Origin of the sequence: Burkholderia sp. Bp9099 (assembly GCF_003857805.1) — a bacterium.
GTDB lineage: Bacteria > Pseudomonadota > Gammaproteobacteria > Burkholderiales > Burkholderiaceae > Burkholderia.
Window position 1 is genome coordinate 1 of sequence record NZ_QTPU01000019.1, and the last position, 18,675, is coordinate 18,675.

The 18,675-nt window shown below is 66.4% G+C and carries 9 protein-coding genes and 1 pseudogene; all 10 read right to left on the reverse strand.

What is annotated here, in order from left to right:
• Positions 1 to 264, reverse strand: a pseudogene (locus DIE17_RS22185) (c-type cytochrome biogenesis protein CcsB); the annotation flags it as partial.
• 183 nt (positions 265 to 447) lie between these two features.
• A complete protein-coding gene (locus DIE17_RS22190; RefSeq protein ID WP_124487383.1) occupies positions 448 to 1,128 on the reverse strand; it encodes a cytochrome c in 681 nt (226 codons plus the stop codon).
• Between the two features lie 43 nt (positions 1,129 to 1,171).
• Positions 1,172 to 2,557, reverse strand: a complete 1,386-nt coding sequence (locus DIE17_RS22195) for a cytochrome C (protein WP_185500384.1) — start codon at positions 2,555 to 2,557, stop codon at positions 1,172 to 1,174.
• 149 nt (positions 2,558 to 2,706) lie between these two features.
• Positions 2,707 to 4,431, reverse strand: coding sequence for a c-type cytochrome (locus DIE17_RS22200; protein WP_185500385.1), 1,725 nt, complete (start codon positions 4,429 to 4,431; stop codon positions 2,707 to 2,709).
• Positions 4,428 to 5,246 carry a hypothetical protein gene (locus DIE17_RS22205; protein ID WP_124487384.1) on the reverse strand — a complete coding sequence of 273 codons (819 nt, stop codon included), beginning with the start codon at positions 5,244 to 5,246 and terminating at the stop codon, positions 4,428 to 4,430. Before DIE17_RS22205 ends, DIE17_RS22200 begins: the two co-directional genes overlap by 4 nt.
• 27 nt (positions 5,247 to 5,273) lie before the next feature.
• The gene (locus DIE17_RS22210) at positions 5,274 to 6,098 is read right to left on the reverse strand and encodes an outer membrane lipoprotein-sorting protein (protein WP_409333456.1); all 825 of its coding nucleotides are present in this window, start codon (positions 6,096 to 6,098) and stop codon (positions 5,274 to 5,276) included.
• A gap of 42 nt (positions 6,099 to 6,140) precedes the next feature.
• Positions 6,141 to 6,467 carry a hypothetical protein gene (locus DIE17_RS38435; protein WP_409333457.1) on the reverse strand — a complete coding sequence of 109 codons (327 nt, stop codon included), beginning with the start codon at positions 6,465 to 6,467 and terminating at the stop codon, positions 6,141 to 6,143.
• A 193-nt stretch (positions 6,468 to 6,660) separates the two neighbouring features.
• On the reverse strand, positions 6,661 to 14,949 hold the full coding sequence (locus tag DIE17_RS22220) for an Ig-like domain-containing protein (protein ID WP_185500386.1): 8,289 nt from the start codon (positions 14,947 to 14,949) through the stop codon (positions 6,661 to 6,663).
• 17 nt (positions 14,950 to 14,966) lie between these two features.
• On the reverse strand, positions 14,967 to 16,499 hold the full coding sequence (locus DIE17_RS22225; protein ID WP_260426259.1) for a multicopper oxidase family protein: 1,533 nt from the start codon (positions 16,497 to 16,499) through the stop codon (positions 14,967 to 14,969).
• An 85-nt stretch (positions 16,500 to 16,584) separates the two neighbouring features.
• Positions 16,585 to 18,153, reverse strand: a complete 1,569-nt coding sequence (locus tag DIE17_RS22230; RefSeq protein ID WP_124487386.1) for a multicopper oxidase domain-containing protein — start codon at positions 18,151 to 18,153, stop codon at positions 16,585 to 16,587.
• Positions 18,154 to 18,675 lie beyond the last annotated feature (522 nt).

Below are 18,675 nucleotides of genomic sequence, written 5' to 3' on the forward strand. Positions count from 1 at the left end.
CAGCCGCGCGGGCTTCCAGCGCCAGCCGAGCACGACGAGCGCCGGCACGGTGCCGATCATCACCGCCTTGTCGTAGTCATTCATGTGTTCGTTGTAATGCACGAACGCATGGCCTGCGCCCGCCACGAGTGCCAGGGCGAACAGCCAGTCGATGACCGACCGGCGTGCGAGGAACGGACGGTCGTCGCCCGGCCCGCACGCGCGAACCGCGGCCGGCGCGCGAAGTCGTCGAGGCAGCCGATACAGTGACGCGGCAACGGACATCATGCCGCCGCGTGACGATTGAATGGCTTTCATGAGCGTCACCAGGATGGAACCATCGGATGCAAATAAAAAGAGGCGCCCCGCCCCGGGGGAGACGAGACACCTAAACGATCGCCGCCGGCGCCGCTCGTCTGCCCGCCCCGCGGCACCTGCCGCATGTGACGCCGGTTCGGCGCCGGCGGCTCATTGCTCGACCGACGGGCTCGCCGGGCTCGCCGGAGCGTCGGCTTCCGGCGGAAAGGCCTCGACATAGGCCGCGACCGCGCGCATTTCCTGCTCGGTCATGTTCGCGCACACCCCCTTCATCACCGCACCGCGTGGGCGCGTGTCGGTTTCCCGGAAAACCCTCAGCTGCTTCAGCACGTAGTCCGCGTGCTGGCCGGCGAGCCGGGGAAACCCGGTCATGCCCTCGCCATGCTGGCCATGACAGCCGACACAGGCCGACACGCCCTTGTCCGGCAGTCCCGATACGAAGATCGCCTTCCCCGCGTCGAGCAGCAGCCGATCGCCGACCTCGCCGAGCACCGCCGGCTGGCTCGAGAAATAATCCGCGAGCTGGTCGATCTGCGCATCGGTCAGATGCGTGAAGCCCCACATGTAGCGCTTCGCATTCGGATCGGCGCGCGCGTGATGCTTGAAGTCGGTCAACTGGTCGACGAGGTATTCCTTGCGTTGCCCGGCGAGCTTCGGAAACATCGGCGATACCGACACGCCGGTCGCGCCATGGCAGTTCGAGCACACCTGCAATGCAATGGTCTTGCCCGACACGGCCGGATTGTCGACTTCCCGCGACCGCTCCAGGTCGTGACAACCCGATGCCGCCAGCACCAGCGCAAGCCAAGCGAAATGGGTCACCTTGTTCATGTCAGCGCTCTCCCTGCCGCAATGTCCGTCGCCCCGCCGGGTGTCAGAATGAAGCCAGCCATAGATAGATGAACAGCGTGTCGTTGTCCCTTGCATTGCGTCCGTTGCCGTCGTAGTTGGTCGTCGCGCCGAGGAACTTGGTGAAGTGCGTGTACTGGATACCGATTCGCACGTGCTGATCAGGTATCCAGAATATTTCCGGCGTCCACCCCTGCGTATTCGGATGGAAGTTCGCGCTCGCCGCATAGGCGGCGCTGTCCGCAGTCCCCGTCGTATTGAAGAACGACAGGCTGACGCCGTACTTCGACTGGTAGATGTACGACGCCTTGAGCCGCAACGAATTCAGGTTCGCCGCCGTGTTGTCGCTCACGACGAAGTTGTTCGGATCGTGAATGTTCTCGCGCACGTAGCGCGCCTGCGCGGTGATCGTGTGCGGCTCCAGCAGGTACTGGTACTGCGTGTCGAAACCGTAGTCGCGATAGCGCGTCACGCCCGTGCCGAAGATCGGGAAACTGTTCGGGTCGTTCGGATAGACGTTGACGCTCAGCCCGAACGCGCCGACCATCAGGCTGTGCGGCCCCCATTCGCGCGTCAGCGCGATGCGCGCATACGGGTTGTAGCCGCGCAGATAGACCTGCGGGTGGTCCGGGTTGCCCGCGTGGTTACCCTTGCTCAGGAACGACCAGATGCCGTCGGCGGTGCTGTAGGCGGTCAGCTCCGCATAGACCGTCTTGTTCCAGTACAGGTACCCGCCCATGCCGACGACCTGCATCGCGAGACCGCCCTCGATGATCGGCGTGACCGGAACGCCGGCCACCGGGCTGATCGCCGAGCCGATGTACGGATAGCTCCAGGCCGGCGCGGTATTGAATACATCCTGCACGGTCGGGTTGTTGTGGAGCGTCAGGCCGAGGATCAGATCGTTGGCCGGAGACATGATCCGGTCGACGAAGCGAAAGTCGGTGTTGTCCGATGCCCACCAGCCTTTCCATTTTCCGTTGGCATCCTGATGATCGTAGTTCGCATAGGTGAACTGTGCGAACCCGCCGAGATGGTCGGTGATCTTCCCGGCGAGGAACACGCTCGCGAAGTCGAAGATCGGCAGGCCGTTCTTCGGCGTGACCGGATTGCCGCTGGCGTCGCTGTTGGCTCGCGTCTTGCTCATGTCGGCGACGGCCATCGCCGCGAGCGGAATCGTGCGCTCGCCCAACGTATAACCGTTCAGCTTGAACATGCGCCCGTACGGCGTCAGTTCGGGAAACTGGCCGCCGGCGTGACACGCGACGCAACTTTGCCCGGTCTGGCGCGCGAAGATCGGCAGCGCCTGCCCGACGGACGCGTGCAGCAACGCGAGCGCCACGATCACGATCATCCAGCCGCGATGCGCCCGGCGATGACGCGTGTCATGCCCGACAAGAAACGTTGTCATGGCGGTTTCCCTCCTCACGCCGTGTGGCCCGCGCTGCGCCGGAACGTCGCGCGATGCCTTCATTGTGCGAAGCGTCCGCGAGACCCGGCATGGGGAGATTTCCTCCATTCGCGGTCTGATTCCTACTCCATCTCGACGCGCGCGGCCGCTCAGGGAACGATCCAGCCTCCGTCGGCGGCAAGCTTCGCGCGATCCGGCCCGGCGAACCGCGCGATATAGCCGCCCTTCGACGCGAAGCGCTGCCCGGGCGCGAGCGTCAGGCGCGGGTAGTAGCCGGTCAGGATGCGACGTTCGAGCATGTCCTCGATGCGCTCGACGAGATACTCGCCCACGAACGCATCGACCAGATGCTTCAGCGTCTCGGCGAGCAGGCCGCATGCGAGATACGTGTCGGCCTGCACCTGCGGCGCGACCATCGGGATGTGCCGGATCGTGAACCAGCCGAACGCGTAGTCGACGCGCACGCGCCGCCCTTCGGGCAAGTCGAACGGATAGGCGACGCGCGTCACGCCGCGCCAGCGCGTCGGCAGCGGCGTGCTGTCGAGCCCGCCGAGCAGCCCCGACATGAACACCGTGTCCGACGCGGGCGGCACATGCTCGAGCGCCGCGAGGTCGGGTGGCCGCAGCCACAGCACGAGTGCATCGTCGCGCGGCATCCCGTGCAACGCATGTGCGACATCCTCGTGAGGCGCAAGCGCACGGTTCGACACCGCGATGCCGTGCGCCTTCAGCGCGGCGGCCAGCGCCTGTGCGCCCCGCTCGCCGTTGTCGCCCGCGCGATAGACCTGCCTGACCGTCTTCACCGGCCGTGCACCGGCTTCGTCCAGGATGCGCTTCGCGATCAGGTCCGACTCGAGCAGCACGCCGCGCGAGAAGTACACGGAATAGAAATCGTGATCGGTCTCGACGGGCACCTCGACGTTCGGAAACAGGCACGGCACGGCCTGCTGTTCGCAGAAGTCGTGAACGGGCGCCCAGTTCCTGCCGCCGAGCCCCGACACGACGGCCAGGACCGGCTGTCGCGCGAAATACTGCCTGAGCTGCTCATGCCACGTGTCGGGCGGGCCGGTGAGCGACCAGACGTGCAGCTCCCAGCGCCGATTGACCATGAACATCATTTTTCGCGTCGAGCGCAGCGGCGGCGTCGCGCCGATCGGAAACGCGTTCTTGTCCGCGAAGTAGTGCTGCAGGACGTCGAGCATGCCCGCCCGCTTCACCGGGTCCGCATCGGACGTGACGATCGTCGCGAAATGCAGCACCGTGTCGGTCACGCCCGACGGCCGGCGGCGATCGAGGCGCTTCAGATAGGCCGTCAGCGCAGCCATGTCGGCATCGCCGAGCGCGTACTGCGGCATCAGCCTGCCGAGCGGCTGGCCATCCGGGGCGGTCCCGTCGCGCACGGCCCGCGCGAGCCGTTCCTCCGTGTACGGTTCGCGATCGGTGCGCATGCCGGCAACGTACGGGATGTCGAGATCCTCGTCGGTTTGCGCGCGCGGATGCGCCAGATAGCGCCACGTGATCGGCGGGACCGTGTTGTTGCCTTCCTTCGAACCGAGGCCGCTGCGCCGGTGGCAATTGATGCAGGCGGCCGCCGCGCCGCGCAGGCGCACGCCGTCCGGATGCACGGCTTCGAGCGGCGCGCCCGAACCGAGGATGCCGCGCTGGTAGATCGCCTCGCCCGCGTCCGCCCGCGCGACGGGCACGGGCACGGGCGCGACCGGCGCGACGGGCTCGGCGGGCGCCACCTCGTCGCAGCGCGCGTAACCGGCGGGCGCGCACAGCGCGGCCAGCAACATCCAGCGCGCCAGCCGGCGGCTCACGGCAAGCGGACGCGCCGCCACGAGGACGCGCAGCCGCCGCCGGATGCCGTTCATGGCCGTGCCGTCGGCAGGCCGGCACGCGGCGGCGCCGGCGACACGCTCGCATCGATCGCGACCGAACGGCGTCCGCCCGGCGACGCGGGCCGCGTGAAGATCGCATCGTCGAGCGGCGGATTCAGCGACACCTTGTCGATGACCAGCGTGTCCCTGTTCGGGGAAGCCGCCGTACGGCTTTCGATCCTGAACGGGATCTGCAGGCCGTCGACGCCCTTGAAATCGCTGTAGCTCACTTCGACGGTGACCAGGCCGCGCGGGCCGCGCAACTGACGGTCGATCTTCACGTCCAGGAACGTGCGGCCATCGATCCACACATGGCGAACCGCGCCGGAAGGCAGCGTCACCGCGAGGCGGTATGCATCGTGGCCGCCGATCTGGTCGACCCCTTCCAGCGCCACGCCGACGCCCTTCGCGTCGTGATCGATCAGCGGCCCGTCGATCACCTGCTCGTCACGCGCCGACCTGATCTCGTCGCCCGAATACGGCCGCGGACTCGCGCCCAGCTTCCAGCCTTCCCGGCCGTCGAAGACGCGCACACTCTTCTCGTTCAATACCGTCAGCTCGAAGCGCGTCTTGTTTGGCCGCTTCATCGCGAGGACGAACGGCATGTCCCGCACGGGGGCGTTCGCGCTGTCGACATGGCCGAACCAGACCATCGTCCGGACCTTGCGCCATGCGTCGAGCCCGCCCCGCGCGGCGACATTCTTCTCGACGATCTGGTCCGCGGTGAGACCCTGCCCCGGTACCTGCTTGCACGCGCACAAGGCTGCCGCCATGCAGGCGGCGAGCACCCACGATTCGATTCGCTTCATGGCCTCGGTCCTCGCCCAATCGTCCGGCTAGCGGCTCGACACCCTGGCCGCCCCGAGCTGCGGCTTGCCGAACGACGCATCGTCCACCGGCTGATTCACCGCCACGTGATCGATCGTCAACTTGTGCGTGCCCTTCACGCCGGCAACGGCCGTCTCGAGCGTGTGCGGCACGACGATTCCCCCCTCCTTGCGGAAGTCGCGGAAGAACACGGAGACGCCGTGCGTCCTGCCGTCGAGCACGCGCGGCTCGCCGTCGATCTTCAGCTCGAGGAACGTGGCCGCATCGATCCACACGCGACGCTCCGCGCGCTCTTTCGTCGTCACTTTCAACACGTAGGCGCGATGCCCTTCCACCGTTTCCGAGCCGATCAACTGAACCGTGCTGCCCTTGCTCGCGTAATCGACGAGCGGCCCGTCCAGTTCCGCGGACTGCGCCGCCGACTTCGCCTCGGCCGGCGTATAGGGCTCGACTTCGTCACGGCCGAGGAACGGCCGGACTTTCCAGCCCTGCGCACCGTCATAGACCTGGAACGCCGTCTGCCCGTTGAAGCGGACTTCGAAGCGACTCTTGTGCGGACGCTTCATCGTCATCACGAACGGCAGCGCGGTGTTCTTCTTGCCGCCGGCCTCCATCAGCCCCGACATCGTCAGCGTGTTGACCGTGCGCCACGCTTGCAGCCCGCCGCGCGCCGCCACGTTGCGCTCGACGATCTGCGCGGCGCTCGCTTGCCCCGCCGATGCTGCCTTGGCCTGGGCGGTGCCTGCCGCCGAGGCCGCGATCGAGTCGGGCGCCAGCGCAAGCAAACCCGCCAATGAGACCGCCCCCATTGCTACCGAAAGAAACCGGGTCATGAGTCTTCTCCTGTTCCCGTGCCGCGCATCGCGGCCGCATCGTCATTCGACCAGCAGCCCGTCGATATGCAACGATCCGATGATCACGTTCACGCGTTCGCCGACCTTGACGACGTTGCCCTTGTTCGAAAACACCATCCAGTATTCCCGGCCGGCTTCGAGCCGGCCGCTTTGCCGCAACTGGCCAATCTTGTCCATCACCGGCACCTCGAGCAGCGCGTGACTCGTCTGCCCGTACAGATACGGTGTCGCGCTCCTGTCGGCTAGCCGCTTCGCCGCGGCCGGATCGGTCACGCGGTAGCTGAAACGAATCAGGTTGTCCGATGTGATGCGGTGCACCTTCAGGTTGTCGATCCCCCTCGTCATCATGTAGTAGGTTCTCGCGCGCCGCGGAAGGTCCGGCCGGTATGGCGAATGCTTCGCACCGGCGCCGGGCGTAGCGGGCGCGCCCTGCTGCGCCGCGGCCGGCTCTGCGACGGCTGCGGCGGCGAGGCAGGCGGCGACGGCGTAAAGCGCCGCTCGCCTGCACGGCAAACGTGAACGGATCATGGCCCCCTCCCCTTCAAGGTCGATTCAGCGCCGCGCCGAACCCAAGCGGATTGTTTGGCAAGCCGCCCACGACACCGGCCGGCGCGGTCGGCGCCGCCAGCGGAGCGATCGGCAGGCCGCCCACGGCGCCGGCCGGCACGTTCGGCACCGCGAGCGGAGGGATCGGCAGGCCGCCCACCACGTCGGTCAGCACCGTGCCGAGCGCCAGCGGATCGATCGGCAGACCGCCCACGATGCCGGACGGCAGGAACTCGACCGCACCGATGTCGTACTTCCCCTGTTGCGGACGCGTCGTGCCGAAGAAATCATGATTCGGCGCACCCGCCTGCGTTCCCGCGTTGATCGCGGGCGAACCTGCGCGCGGCGAGTAGTTGCCGAGCAGCACGCCATACCCGGCGCTACCTGACGCGATCGACATGTTGAACAGCGACAGCGGGCCGTACGACATGTTGATCCACTGATTGCCCTCGTCCGGCACCGCCGATGGCAGCAGGCTGAACAGCGGGTTCGGAAGCACCGTGTCCGAGATGCCGGGCGGCACCGCGAAGCCGTTTCCGCCTCCTTCCGGCGGCACGCGCGCGCCATTGCAGTACTGGCTCACGACCGACGGGTTGGCCCCGCTGTTGTTCGCGCCCGGGTAGTCGCCCGCATCGGTCAGGATCGAGTACTGCGGGCTCAGCTTGAGACCCGACTGATGGTTGCCCGGGCCCGTGTCGCCATACGCACCGATGTCCCAATAAACCGCGTTCGGATCGCAATAGCCCGTCGCATGCCCGGCCTGGTTCAACGTCGGGTTCAGCGCAACCGTGTTCTGCAGCCCGGGTATGTTCGGATTCACTCCGGACACCGTGATGAAGAACGTACGGTTCTGCCAGAACACGTTGTTGGTCAGGATCGGGTTCGAGAACGTCGTGCAGTTCGGCAGACCCGCCGGACACGCGACGCCGGGCGCGGTGAACGCGGCGATGAAGTTCGCCGTATGCCGCGCGGTCTCGAGTCCGGCCGGCTGGTACGTCGACGTCGTGATCGGATTGCACGTCGTTTGCGCGCCGACCGTGGTGCAGTTCGGCGGCCCGACGTTCGCCTGGGTGGCCGCATCCGTGTTGAACAGCACGCCGGCGGACGCCGTCGCGTCGTTCGACATCACGGTGTTGTTGACGAAGCTCACGCGCACCGCGTCCTGCAGCGACACGCCGCCGCCGCCCCAGCCCGCCACGTTGTTCGCAATGATGTTGTTGATGACGCGAACCGTGTACCAATTCGCCGCATTGTCGGGGCTGCGCTCCACGTCCGTGCCGTTCACCTGCTGCAGCCGCAACCCGCCGCCCTTGCCGCTCTCCGCCGTGTTACCCATGATCAGGTTGCCGTCGATCACGAGCCGCGGCCCGATACCGTCGGACAGTTGCGGTGCGCAGTCCACGTCGACCGTCGAGTTTTCGCAGAAGGTGCCATCCGGCGGTACGCCCTGGGCGATGATGCCGCCGCCGTAGGTGGGCAGTGTCGGGTTGTTGCTCTGGTTGAACAGCACCCAGTTGTGCGAGATGTCGCCGGCATAGCTGAAGCCGAAGTGCGCGACGCCTCCGCCGTCGCCGCTGCTCATGTTGCCGCACACCCAGTTGTAGTTGAAGTGATAGTTGTCGGCGCCCGAGCAGAACACCACGCCTCCGGCCGACGACGGCGTGCTCGAATTGATTTCGTCGCCGTACGCCGCGTTCGACGTCACCGAGTTGTGATGCACGTTCACGGCCTTGTTGAAGCCGAACGGAAGCTGCGTGATGCCGTCGGCCGCGATCGTGCCGTCCGGGACCTCGACCTGGCCGACCGAGATGCCGCCGGAAAGCGTGCCCGCGTTCGCGAACACCCGGTTGTTCGACACCTCCATCAGATGGTTCCAGCCGTGCAGGAAAATCCCGCCGCCGCCTTGCGAGCTGTTCGTGACCGTGATGCCGTCGATGCGCGACGGATTGCACAGGAAGTTGCTCGGGTTATTCCGGCAATCCGGCGGGTTCGGCTGGAACCGCGTCGGGCCCGTGAGCGGCACGCAAATGCCGTTCGCGGTGCAGTTCGGGTCGGGTTGCGGCACGCCGCCCACCAGCACGTCCCGCACGCCCTTGCCGAGCACCGTGATGCCCGCGCCTTCGTACGCGCCCATCAGCGTCGGCTCGAGCAGCATTTCGCCAAGGTTGCCGTTCAGGTTCGAGTCCCACCCCACGGTCGGCTCGAACGGGATCGGGTCCACCTTGCGCTGCATCGCCGTCGGGCACGTGTACGTGCCGGTCGGATCGAACGGGTTCGATGCCGAGATCATCGCGCCGTTCATTGCGACACCGAACAGGCAGTCGACCTTCCTGCGCCACGCGTCCATCTTGCCCGACGGATGCGTGTTCGCGTTGATCACGACCGACGGGGCGCCGACGCCCTGCAGCCGCACCGGCTTCCACATCACGACCATTTCGTTGTAGGTGCCCGGACCGACGATGATCAGGTCGCCCGGGGTCGCGTTGTCGATCGCGGTCTGGATCGCGTCGTTGGTCGCGTTCTCGCCGTTCACGTAAGTCGGCGCCTTGCCGCCCACCGTCACGGTGACCGTATCGATCGTGTTCTTGCCGCTGGCGGTCGTGACGACCAGTTCGCCGCACGACGCCGGCGTCAGCACGCCGCGCTGGTCGACGGTGCAACTCGAGCCGATCAGCGGCGTGACGACGACATGGATCTCCGAGTCGGTCCACGACTGCACTGAAGCTACGTGGCCGCCGATCGTGACCTTCCCTTGCGTCGCACCGAAGCCATAGTGGCGCTTGACGAATTTCTGGTTGAACGGCGCGGCGGTCGCGGCTGGCCCGTTGTACGCGTTGTTCGGCACGACCTGGTCGCCGAGCGCCTTGATCGTCAGCTGGTGACCGACCGTGCTGACCCACGGGCCCGCCCCTCCGCCGCTCGAGTCGCCGGTCACGCTGGCGATCGCGGGCGTGCCGTCCGGGTACGCACAGTCAGGCGGGTTGTAGCCGGACGCAAACGCCTGCACCGGCACCACCGGCGTGTCCATGTACTGGGTCTGTCCGGGCATGAACGGGATCTCGTAGCAGAACTGGCTGTATGCCGGGTTGAACATCGGATCGCGGATCGTCTTCCCCGGATGCGCCGGGTCGGGCATGTCCGGATCGTTCATGCACGCGACCATCATCGTCGGCGCGTAGCCGGTCGGGTTCGGCGGGTTGACCTGCCACGTCGAATAGTTCAGCCCGTTGAAGATGCCCCACGAATCCGAATACGTACGCGCCACTTCATTGCCGGCGAAGTCCTTCATCGAGATCGGCACGTTCGGCACCGCGAACTTCTCGCCGAACTGCGGCGAGTACGGATCGAACTCGGACGAGAAGTCGTCGAGCATGAAGCCGGTGTAGTGCGCGGCGACATGCGTCGAGCTGAACAGCCAGAACTTCGCGAGCACCGACATCTCGTTCGTGAGCGTGACTTCCTTGCGGTCGCACAGGTGCCGCGAGGCACCCGCGAACGGCGCGACCTCCTTCGAGCCCGGGAACAGGCTGATGTAGTCCGGCACGATGCGCAGCGCGCCGACGCACGGCCAGAAGGTCTCGACACTGCCCGTGTCGCCTTCGTGCCGCGGTGTCGAACCGAGATCGGACGTCGGGTTCTGCGCATTGTTCGGGTTGAAGGTCGAATTCATCGCCGCCTGGTCGGGCAGGATGAAGATGTTGCCGAGGCCGCCGAACTGCTGCGTCACCGGGGCGATGTAGTTGTCGCCGATCAGGATGTTCTTGTCCTCCTCCTTCACGAGCTCGTAGCCCGGCGGCACCACCACCTCGACGACGTATTTCCCGGTCGGCAGCATCTTGGTTCCGTCGCCCGACGGATTCGCCACGCAGATCGTGCAGTTCGTGCCCGTCGGCAGGCCCGTCGACGGATCGCGCGACGTCACGCTCGGGAACTGGTACATCCCGTCGTAGGGCGCCGGCTGCACCTGGTTGAACGCATGCATGCCGTCATAGCACTTGAACTGCGAATTCGCAGGCAACGCGCGATGCGTCGGGTCGAGCCACTGAGGGCTGTTCTTCAACGTATAGAAGAACGGGTCGCTCGCCTCCTGCCCCGGGCAGTTCATGTTCGGAATGCCGTCGGAGCGGAAGCCCTGCGCCCAGTCGTCCCAGCTGCTCGTCTTCGTCGTGTCGACGAGCGCGAGCGTCGTCGTACCGTCCGTCGCCGTATCCTCCCGGTACAGGTTGACCGTCACGTTCGGAATGTTCGGCGTCCAGCTCGTGTGAATCAGCAGCGCCGGGTCGTCGAACGGCCGCGTCGACGCGTAGATCACCTCGCCCTTGATGCCGCCGTTCTCGGTCGGCCCGTACGGCTTCTTGCCGAACTCGATGAACGAATTCTGGCCGGAGAAGCCCTGCCAGCCTTCGGTCGTCACCCACGGCGGGTCGATCCGCGCGGTCGACGGGTTCGTGCCGGACTGGTCGGTGCAATCCGCGTCGTTGCAATACTTGGCGCCCGGCACGCGCAGGTTCGTCGGCAGATGCGCGGTCGAGGATTCGATCGTGTTGGCGAAATTCGCCGCGATGTTCGAGTTGCCGCCGCCAGGCGTGCCGTCGACCGGGCCGCCCGCGTCATACACCACGTGCACGCCCGTCTGTTTGTAGCGCGTCGTGTCGGCTTCGGCCACGTACCAGTTGAACAGCGGGAACACTTCGTTGAATCCGGCGAAGCCGTTCAGGTCCGTGTTGTTGAAATTCGAATAGCTCCCGTCGCGGAAACGGATGTTGGTCGGCACGAGCGTGAGCCCGGGCTCGCTGTCCTGCGACACGCCGTCGCCGTTCTGGTCGAAGAAGGTCCGCGTGTACAGATTCGTGTGCCACTGCAGCACGGGGATATCGCCGAGGTCCTTGGACTGTCCGCCCTTCAATTGCGTCGCCGTCGCCAGCCCGTCGACGATCTGGTCGTTCCACTGATCGAAGACCGTGATGCGGAACGTGCCGTCGGGCAGGCCGCTGATCTTGAACGTGCCGTCGGGATTGCACTTGGTAAAGGCGATGTCCTCGCCGTCGGTATCGCCGACGCTCACGTAGCACTGCGTGAAGCCGAGCGAATCGCGCGAGCCCGAGCCGTACAGGTTCTCGTTCGGCGGACGGCTGTAGTGCAGATTCGTGATCCGGCCGGCGACCGAGTTGTTGCAGATCGCGCCGGCGCATACCACCGGCAGCCGGTCGTTGATGATCTTCGGATTCGCGAAGCCGATCGACACGTGGAAGCCCGCGGGCCCGAACTCCTGGAAGTACGACGGGCCGCCGACCTTGATGAACGCGTCGTGCGCCTTCTGTCCGTCCAGCGTGTTGGTCTGCAGCCATTCCTCGCCGCGGCCGGTCCGGTCGGCGCCCGGCGTCGCGACGACGCCATAGCGTCCCGGCATCAGGTTCGCGATGACCGCCTGGCCGACCAGCGGCGACAGCGTCTTGCCGTCGGACTCGTACTTCGGGCAGGTCGGGATCATGCCGACGAGGCCGTCGGTCGACGTCGTCGAAATCGGGCAGGCGTTCAGGCCCGTGGCGGGATCGCGGGTGCCCTGCAGCGAGTTCGACAGCGGCATGTTGAACATGTCGTAGGTCATCTGCCCGGTGGCGTCGCCGGTGCCGCCGGCATCGTCGAACAGCTTGATCTCGAACCCGCCGAGACCCGGCTCATGCGCGCTGCCGAAGGCATCGTTGCCGCCGCTCACGTCCACTTCGCCGTTGACGGGCGCGTCGTCCTCGAACACGAATACCGAGATCTTCGCGGTCTGCAACGGCGTCTCCTGCACGAGCACGTTGACGTTCTTCTGGGCCGGTGCGATCGGCGCGCCGCCCATCGTATGACCGCAGGTGCCCGTGCCCGGCGCGAAATCCGCGCCGCCGGGGCCCGACGGGCAATCCTTTGAAATGTCGAACTGCCGCATCGCGCCGGTGGGGTTGTTCGGATCGACGGGTTTCGGGGCGCCCCCGCCATTCGAGAAACTGTTACCGGCATCGCCCGGCAGGATCGAGATGTAGTAGTGCTTGGTTGGATCGAGCGACACCTGGCTCGGATCGACCGGCACCTGCTGCGCGGCACTCGTGCGGCATGCGCCGTCGCCGATGTCGCACACCGCGGGCACGTGCGTGTTGGTGGCGGGATCGAACACCGTCTGCCCCGACTCGCACGCAACCGTGCCGACGCAACCCGCCGCGACCACCGGCATGTAGCTCGTATGGAAGCTGGTGCCGAGACTCGGCACCGGCAGCGGCGGACAGTTCGCGGGGCGCGGTGTCGTGTTCACCTGGCAGGCCGGGTCGATCTGGAACGTGCGGTCTTCCTCGATGATCCAGCGGTAGTCGGTGAGCTGCACGGGCGTCTTGCCCGGTGCCGTGCTCGGCCCGTCCAGCACCTTCACGGCGAGCCCGCTGCCGCCCTTGAACGTGACGGCAACGTTCGCCGGGGCGCTCGCCGTGTTCTGCGAGTTGACCGCCGTATACTTGAAGGTCACGCCCGCGGTCGCGGCGCCGACGGGCGGCGCGCTCGGCGTCACGGAGAACGAACCGTCCGCATTCAGCGTGACGGTGCCGCCGCTGACGCTGCCCGGCACCACTGCCGCGGTGAGCGGCAGCCCGCTCGGGTCCGTGTCGTTGACGAGCACGCCCGGCGCGCCGATCTGCAGCCGCGACGCGATGTTGCTCGTGTAGCTGTCGTCGTGAGCGACCGGCGGCCCGGACAGGCAGCCGGCGGCTTGCGTGCACGCGGCCAGCGTCACCATCGCGGTGACCGCGGGATTACCGTTCGCCTGATACACGAAGCTGTCCGACGTCGCACCGGCATTGGGCACGTAGCTGAACGTGCCGTCCGGGTTCAGCGTCACCGTGCCGTTGGCCGGCTTGGTCACGAGCTGCACGCCATAGACGCCGACGTCATTGGCGATCACCCCTTTCCCGGGGTCCGCCACGGTCAGCGTGTTGCCCGCCACGAGGAAGTACTTGTCGGGATTGGCGACGACGTTCTGGCCGCCTCCGCCTGCCGACGGAAGCGCGCCGTTGTTGATGCTGAGATATGCCTGCATGCCGCCGTCGCGCTGGTTGTTGGTGGACAGGCTCAGTTGCCGGTCGAACACCGGCAGCGCGGGCGCATTCAGGCCCGGCGCGGTCATCATCACGTCGTAAGTCTTGCCGGCCGCCAGGAACACGGACGACTGCACGCGCGGATTGCCGGGCAGCGGATTGCCGTCCTCGGCGACGAGCGTGAAGCCGGAGACCTGCGGGGTGCCGGTTTGCGCGCCGACCACCGACGGCACGTGCATCCGCAGGCCCGCGTTGACGAAGCGCAGGAGCACCTGGCCGGTCGACACGGAAGCCCTTGCGGGGAACGACGAGCGGTCAGGATGCGTACGATCGAAAGCGACGCCGTTGATCAGGTAATAACGCGGATCGTAGTTCACGGCCGGCGGATAGCAGGTACCGAACGATGAGGAGTGCGAATCCCCGCAGCCACCGGAAAGGCCGGACCATACCTTGGTTTCGCTGAAGCCGGTCGTCGCCACGGCCGCGGCGACCGCGGCGTTCTGCACCGGATCGATTTCGCTCAGCACGAGCGGGATGTCGGCATCGTATGGCACGCCCGGATATGCGACCGGTCGCGACGTTGCGGACGCCGGCGGCGTGCGCACCACCAGCACGCCGTAAAGGCCCATCGGCCCCTGGATCGACGGATGGGAGCCCGATTCGATCAGGTAGGTGCCGGGGCGCAGGTTGTTCCACGTCAACGCCGTCGTCGCGCCGTGCGCCACTTCGGTCGAGAACGACTGAACCCGCGGCCCTTGCGCGGGCGGCGTAAACGTCGCACCGCTGCCGGTGCCGGCGATCGGCCAGGTCGTCGAGGTCTGGGTCGGATGCACGGGGCTCGGGGTCGACGTCGCCGTCTTGCCGAGACCGCCGCCCAGCTGGCCGACGATCACGAGCGACGTCGGCACGGAGGCCGGCAGACTGTTCGTGAGGTTGATCGTCAGCGACGCGCCGGACGGCACGGTGATCACCACCGGCGACCAGCCCGATCCGGCGCCGGGATTGGCCGCCGCACAGGTTGCCGGCGCCACGGCGGCGGCCGAGCACGTGTAGCCCCACATCGGCACGATCTCGCCGTCGGGCATCGTGGCAGTCACGGCCTTCGCCGTCAGGTTCACGGTCTGGGCGAGCGATGCCTCGCTCGCTGCCAGCAGCATCGACGCGGCGAGGCTCGCCTTGGCCAGGCGGAGAAACGTCGCCTTGAACTGGATGAATCGCATTTCCGTTCTCCCCGCCTCTAGTTGCCTTCGTTGATCACGAAGACTTGTGGATCGACGAGCATCATCATCATCATTCCGCCCGGGAAGATGTTGTTCGTGGTGATCTCGCGTTCATTGTGCGAATGCCACATGAATGCAAAGCCCGCTTCGCTTCCCGGCGGATTCGCGATCGTGCCGCTCGGCGGCGTCGTGCCGGTCGGCGAGGTCGCGCGAATCGTCGCATCCGGTCCGAGATAGGGACTGCCGCCATACCACGCACCGTTCGTCAGGATGTGCGAGTCGGGCAGCGTGACCGGTCCGCCGCTGCCGACGTTGCCGAACGGATGCGCTTCGAGCGCCTTGTTGTGGTCCGCGCACCATTCGTAGTAGTTCGGCGCCGTCGGGTCCGCGGTGTAGTAGCCGTTCGCATCGGGAATGCAGACGCTGCCGTCGCCGGGCTTGTGCCCGTAGACGTCCCAGTTGAGCCCCTTGCCGGTCCAGTAGAAGATGCCGTCCAGGGTTTCGCCCGGCGTCGTGGTCGTGGTGAACAGCAGCGGGCCCGCGACCTTGGTCGCGTCCGTCTTGGCAAGCAGCAGGTTGCCGTCACGCGCGAGCACGCGGACGTGGTTGCCGTGCTCGTGGAACGGATGCTGCCAGCGGCCCGTGCCGATGATCCGCAACAGCACCAGCTCGCCGGGGTGCATGTGCGGATTGCCGTTGTAGGGCTGATGCGGATACTGCATCGCATAGTTCGGATCCATGTCGTCCGGCATCGAGCGGCCGTTGATCATGAAGTACGCGGGATGATAAGGCTCGGTCTCGACGGTCATGCAGCCCGTCGGCAGCGTGCACGTCTTCGCGGCCTCCTGCTCGGCCTGCGTATGGATGCGCGGATCCATTTCGGAGAACTGAAAAAGATACTCACGGTCGTAGCACGCCGAAACATGGTTGTATGCCGCCGCCGCGTTGCGGTAGTCCGGCTGGCCGTCGGGCAGCGTCGCGGCGACTGCGCGGCATCCGGCCGGCACGGCCAGCACGCCCGGCGCCGAGGTCGGCAATACGATGATCGCGCCATAGAGGCCCATCTCGATCTGCAGGTCGCCCCGTGTGCCGCTGTAGTAGGCATGCGTGCCGGGCGTCGCCGCGACGAAACTGTAGGTGACCGTGTTGCCGTGCGACGCCTCGCGCGTGAGCAGCCCGGGCACGCCGGTGAGCGCGGCCGGACACGAGCCGTCGGGATTGAGCGCCGCCGCGCACACCTGGAATCCCTGAAACAGGATCGACGTGTTGCCCGCGGCCGCGGGCAGGTTGTTCGTGAGCGTCACCGTGATCACGTCGCCCTGCCGCACGATCAGCGTCGGCCCGGGAATCTGCATGCTCGGGCAGTTCGCCCCCGTGATGCCCGCCGGCGAGAATCCCGCCGGCGCCGTGCGGCAGCCGTAACCCCACGAATAGACGCTCGTGCCGTCCGGCTGGCTGATGCGGCTCGCTTCCGCGCTCAGGTCGAAATGCGTGCCGGTGATGCCCGGCGCGGCGGCCAGAACCGGCCCGCAGAGCAATGCGGCAAGCATTGCCACGGCGAGCCGTACGAGCCGTCCGGCACCCGTGCACATAGCGGTCCGGATGTCATGAGTGAAGTGGCCCACGATATTTCTCCTAGATGCAGGACTTCGTAGCCGGGTTGAGCGCGGCCGGGCAGATGCGGACCTCCGTCATCAGCCCCCCGAAGTTCTCGGCGTCGTTCGACAGGTGATCGAGATTCGGCGTGTAGAGGTAGTAGACCGACCCCGGCGCGTACTTCGTCGTGTCGCTCGCATCGAGAATCACGTCGATGGATTCGCCGCCGCCGAGCGTGATCGAGTTCGTGTAGTAGGTCATGTCGTTGCCGGCCATGTCGCGCAGCAACCGGGCGTTGACGCCGATCACGTGCATCCTCACGCCCAGCGACGCGAGCGTCTGGAATTCGGTGACGTCGAGATCGGAAATCCTGAGCAGCGCGCGGCCGCCGGCCGGGATATTGATGATGGTCGGCAGCGGCTGGGAAACATGGGCCGTGCCGTCGGCCACCGGGGTCTGCATCGGCCCCTGGGTCACCGTGTCCGGATAGCTGCGCCCGTTCAGCATGAAGTACTTGTCCTTCATGTCGGTGAACGGTTCCGGGTTGAACGTCATCCCCACGAAATGGAAGTTCGGATCGAAGCCGTGGATCTGCACCGGATACTCGACGTCGTATGCAGTCGAACCGTCGCCGTCGTTGTACGCGTAGAGCGTCGGCTTGCCGCTCTTGTCGTTGACGTGCAGCACGCCATTCGAAGGCGGCAGCGGCGTCGAGCACAGAATGTCGTTGCCGCACCGCGTACGAAGATCGCCTTGCTGCGCCACCAGCGCGGCGTACAGCGAATGGCCGGACGGCACCCGGTTCTGGCGCGGCCGCACGAAGATCTGGCCGACCATCCCCATCTGGAGGTGCTCCGGCGGCGTGATGTGGCAGTGCCAGAAGTAGGTGCCGGCATCGGGCGCGAGATAGTAATAGGTGAAGCTGGCGCCGATGTTGATCGCCACCGACGCATCCGGCACGCCGTCATAGAACGACGACGCATTCGGATAACCGTGGAAGTGCACCGTGTGCTGCTCGAACAGGTCGGGGCGCATGATCATGCCGACGTTCGTGAGCGTCAGGAAGAACTCGTCGTCCTCGTCGATCGCCATCTCGGGCGCCGGCATGTTGCCGTTCATCACGCCGATGTCCATGATCGGGCGCGGATCCACATGGCCGGTCAACTGGCCCGGCGGCGACGATTCCGGGTCGGGCACGAGGCCGACCGCGCCGTTGTAGGTCGGGTCGGTTCTCGGATCGCCGACCGTGTTGAACACCGATGCGAATTCCGTACCGGCGCGGCCGGCCTGGATGTCGGCAATGCCGGACAACGGGCCGAAGGCAAACAGGTACGTCTGCGTGCCGTCGGCCATGGTGGCGTACCCGTCACCGCCCGAGATCTGCTGACACTTGATGGCGCCGTTGACGATACCGGTCGGCGTGGAGTTCAGCCCGGTGAAGGACGGTCCGGTGTAGGCGGGTTCCGCACCGCCGGCCGGCAGCGCCGTCGGATGGGACGGCGTGGTGAACGGACATTGAACGCGAAACGTTTGGGCAAACGAGGGAACGGCGCACATCAGGAGCAACAGTGCCGCCACACTGCTGCAACACGCGCGGGTACTGAACATATGACCTCCATCCAAGGGGTCCGCCAGCGACACGCGCTGGACGTCATGCTCTGCTGCAGACGCGGGCCGCGAAGCTTTCACGGCCCGTACCGGCATTCTGCGGACGCGCGCGCAAGGTCGGGATGGGTCACCCTCCTACTTTTGCATAGGGGGTCCCCGGCGAACGGGGAGCATCATTTGCCGCACGATCGGCGCACACCGCGCGGGCATGCCGGCGGCGCGGCCAGCCGAAAATCGAAATGACGGAAACGAGGGTCCGGCGCCGAACGACGCGGCGATTCGGGGGAGGATGGCTGGCGACGCGGTAGACTTCGCTGTGGCGCAACCGCGGCGTTCGGGCCCTGGTGGCGGGCTTGCCGGCCTGCGACAGGAAAACGACGGGCAAAAAAAAGCGCCACGGAGACCGTGGCGCTAAAAAAGTTCTAGCCATTCCGAGGGCCGTGCTAGAACCTGAGAGACTGCGCGAAACACCGTTGCCGGTTAAACTCCTGAAACGATGTTTCGAAAACGTGAGACATTCTT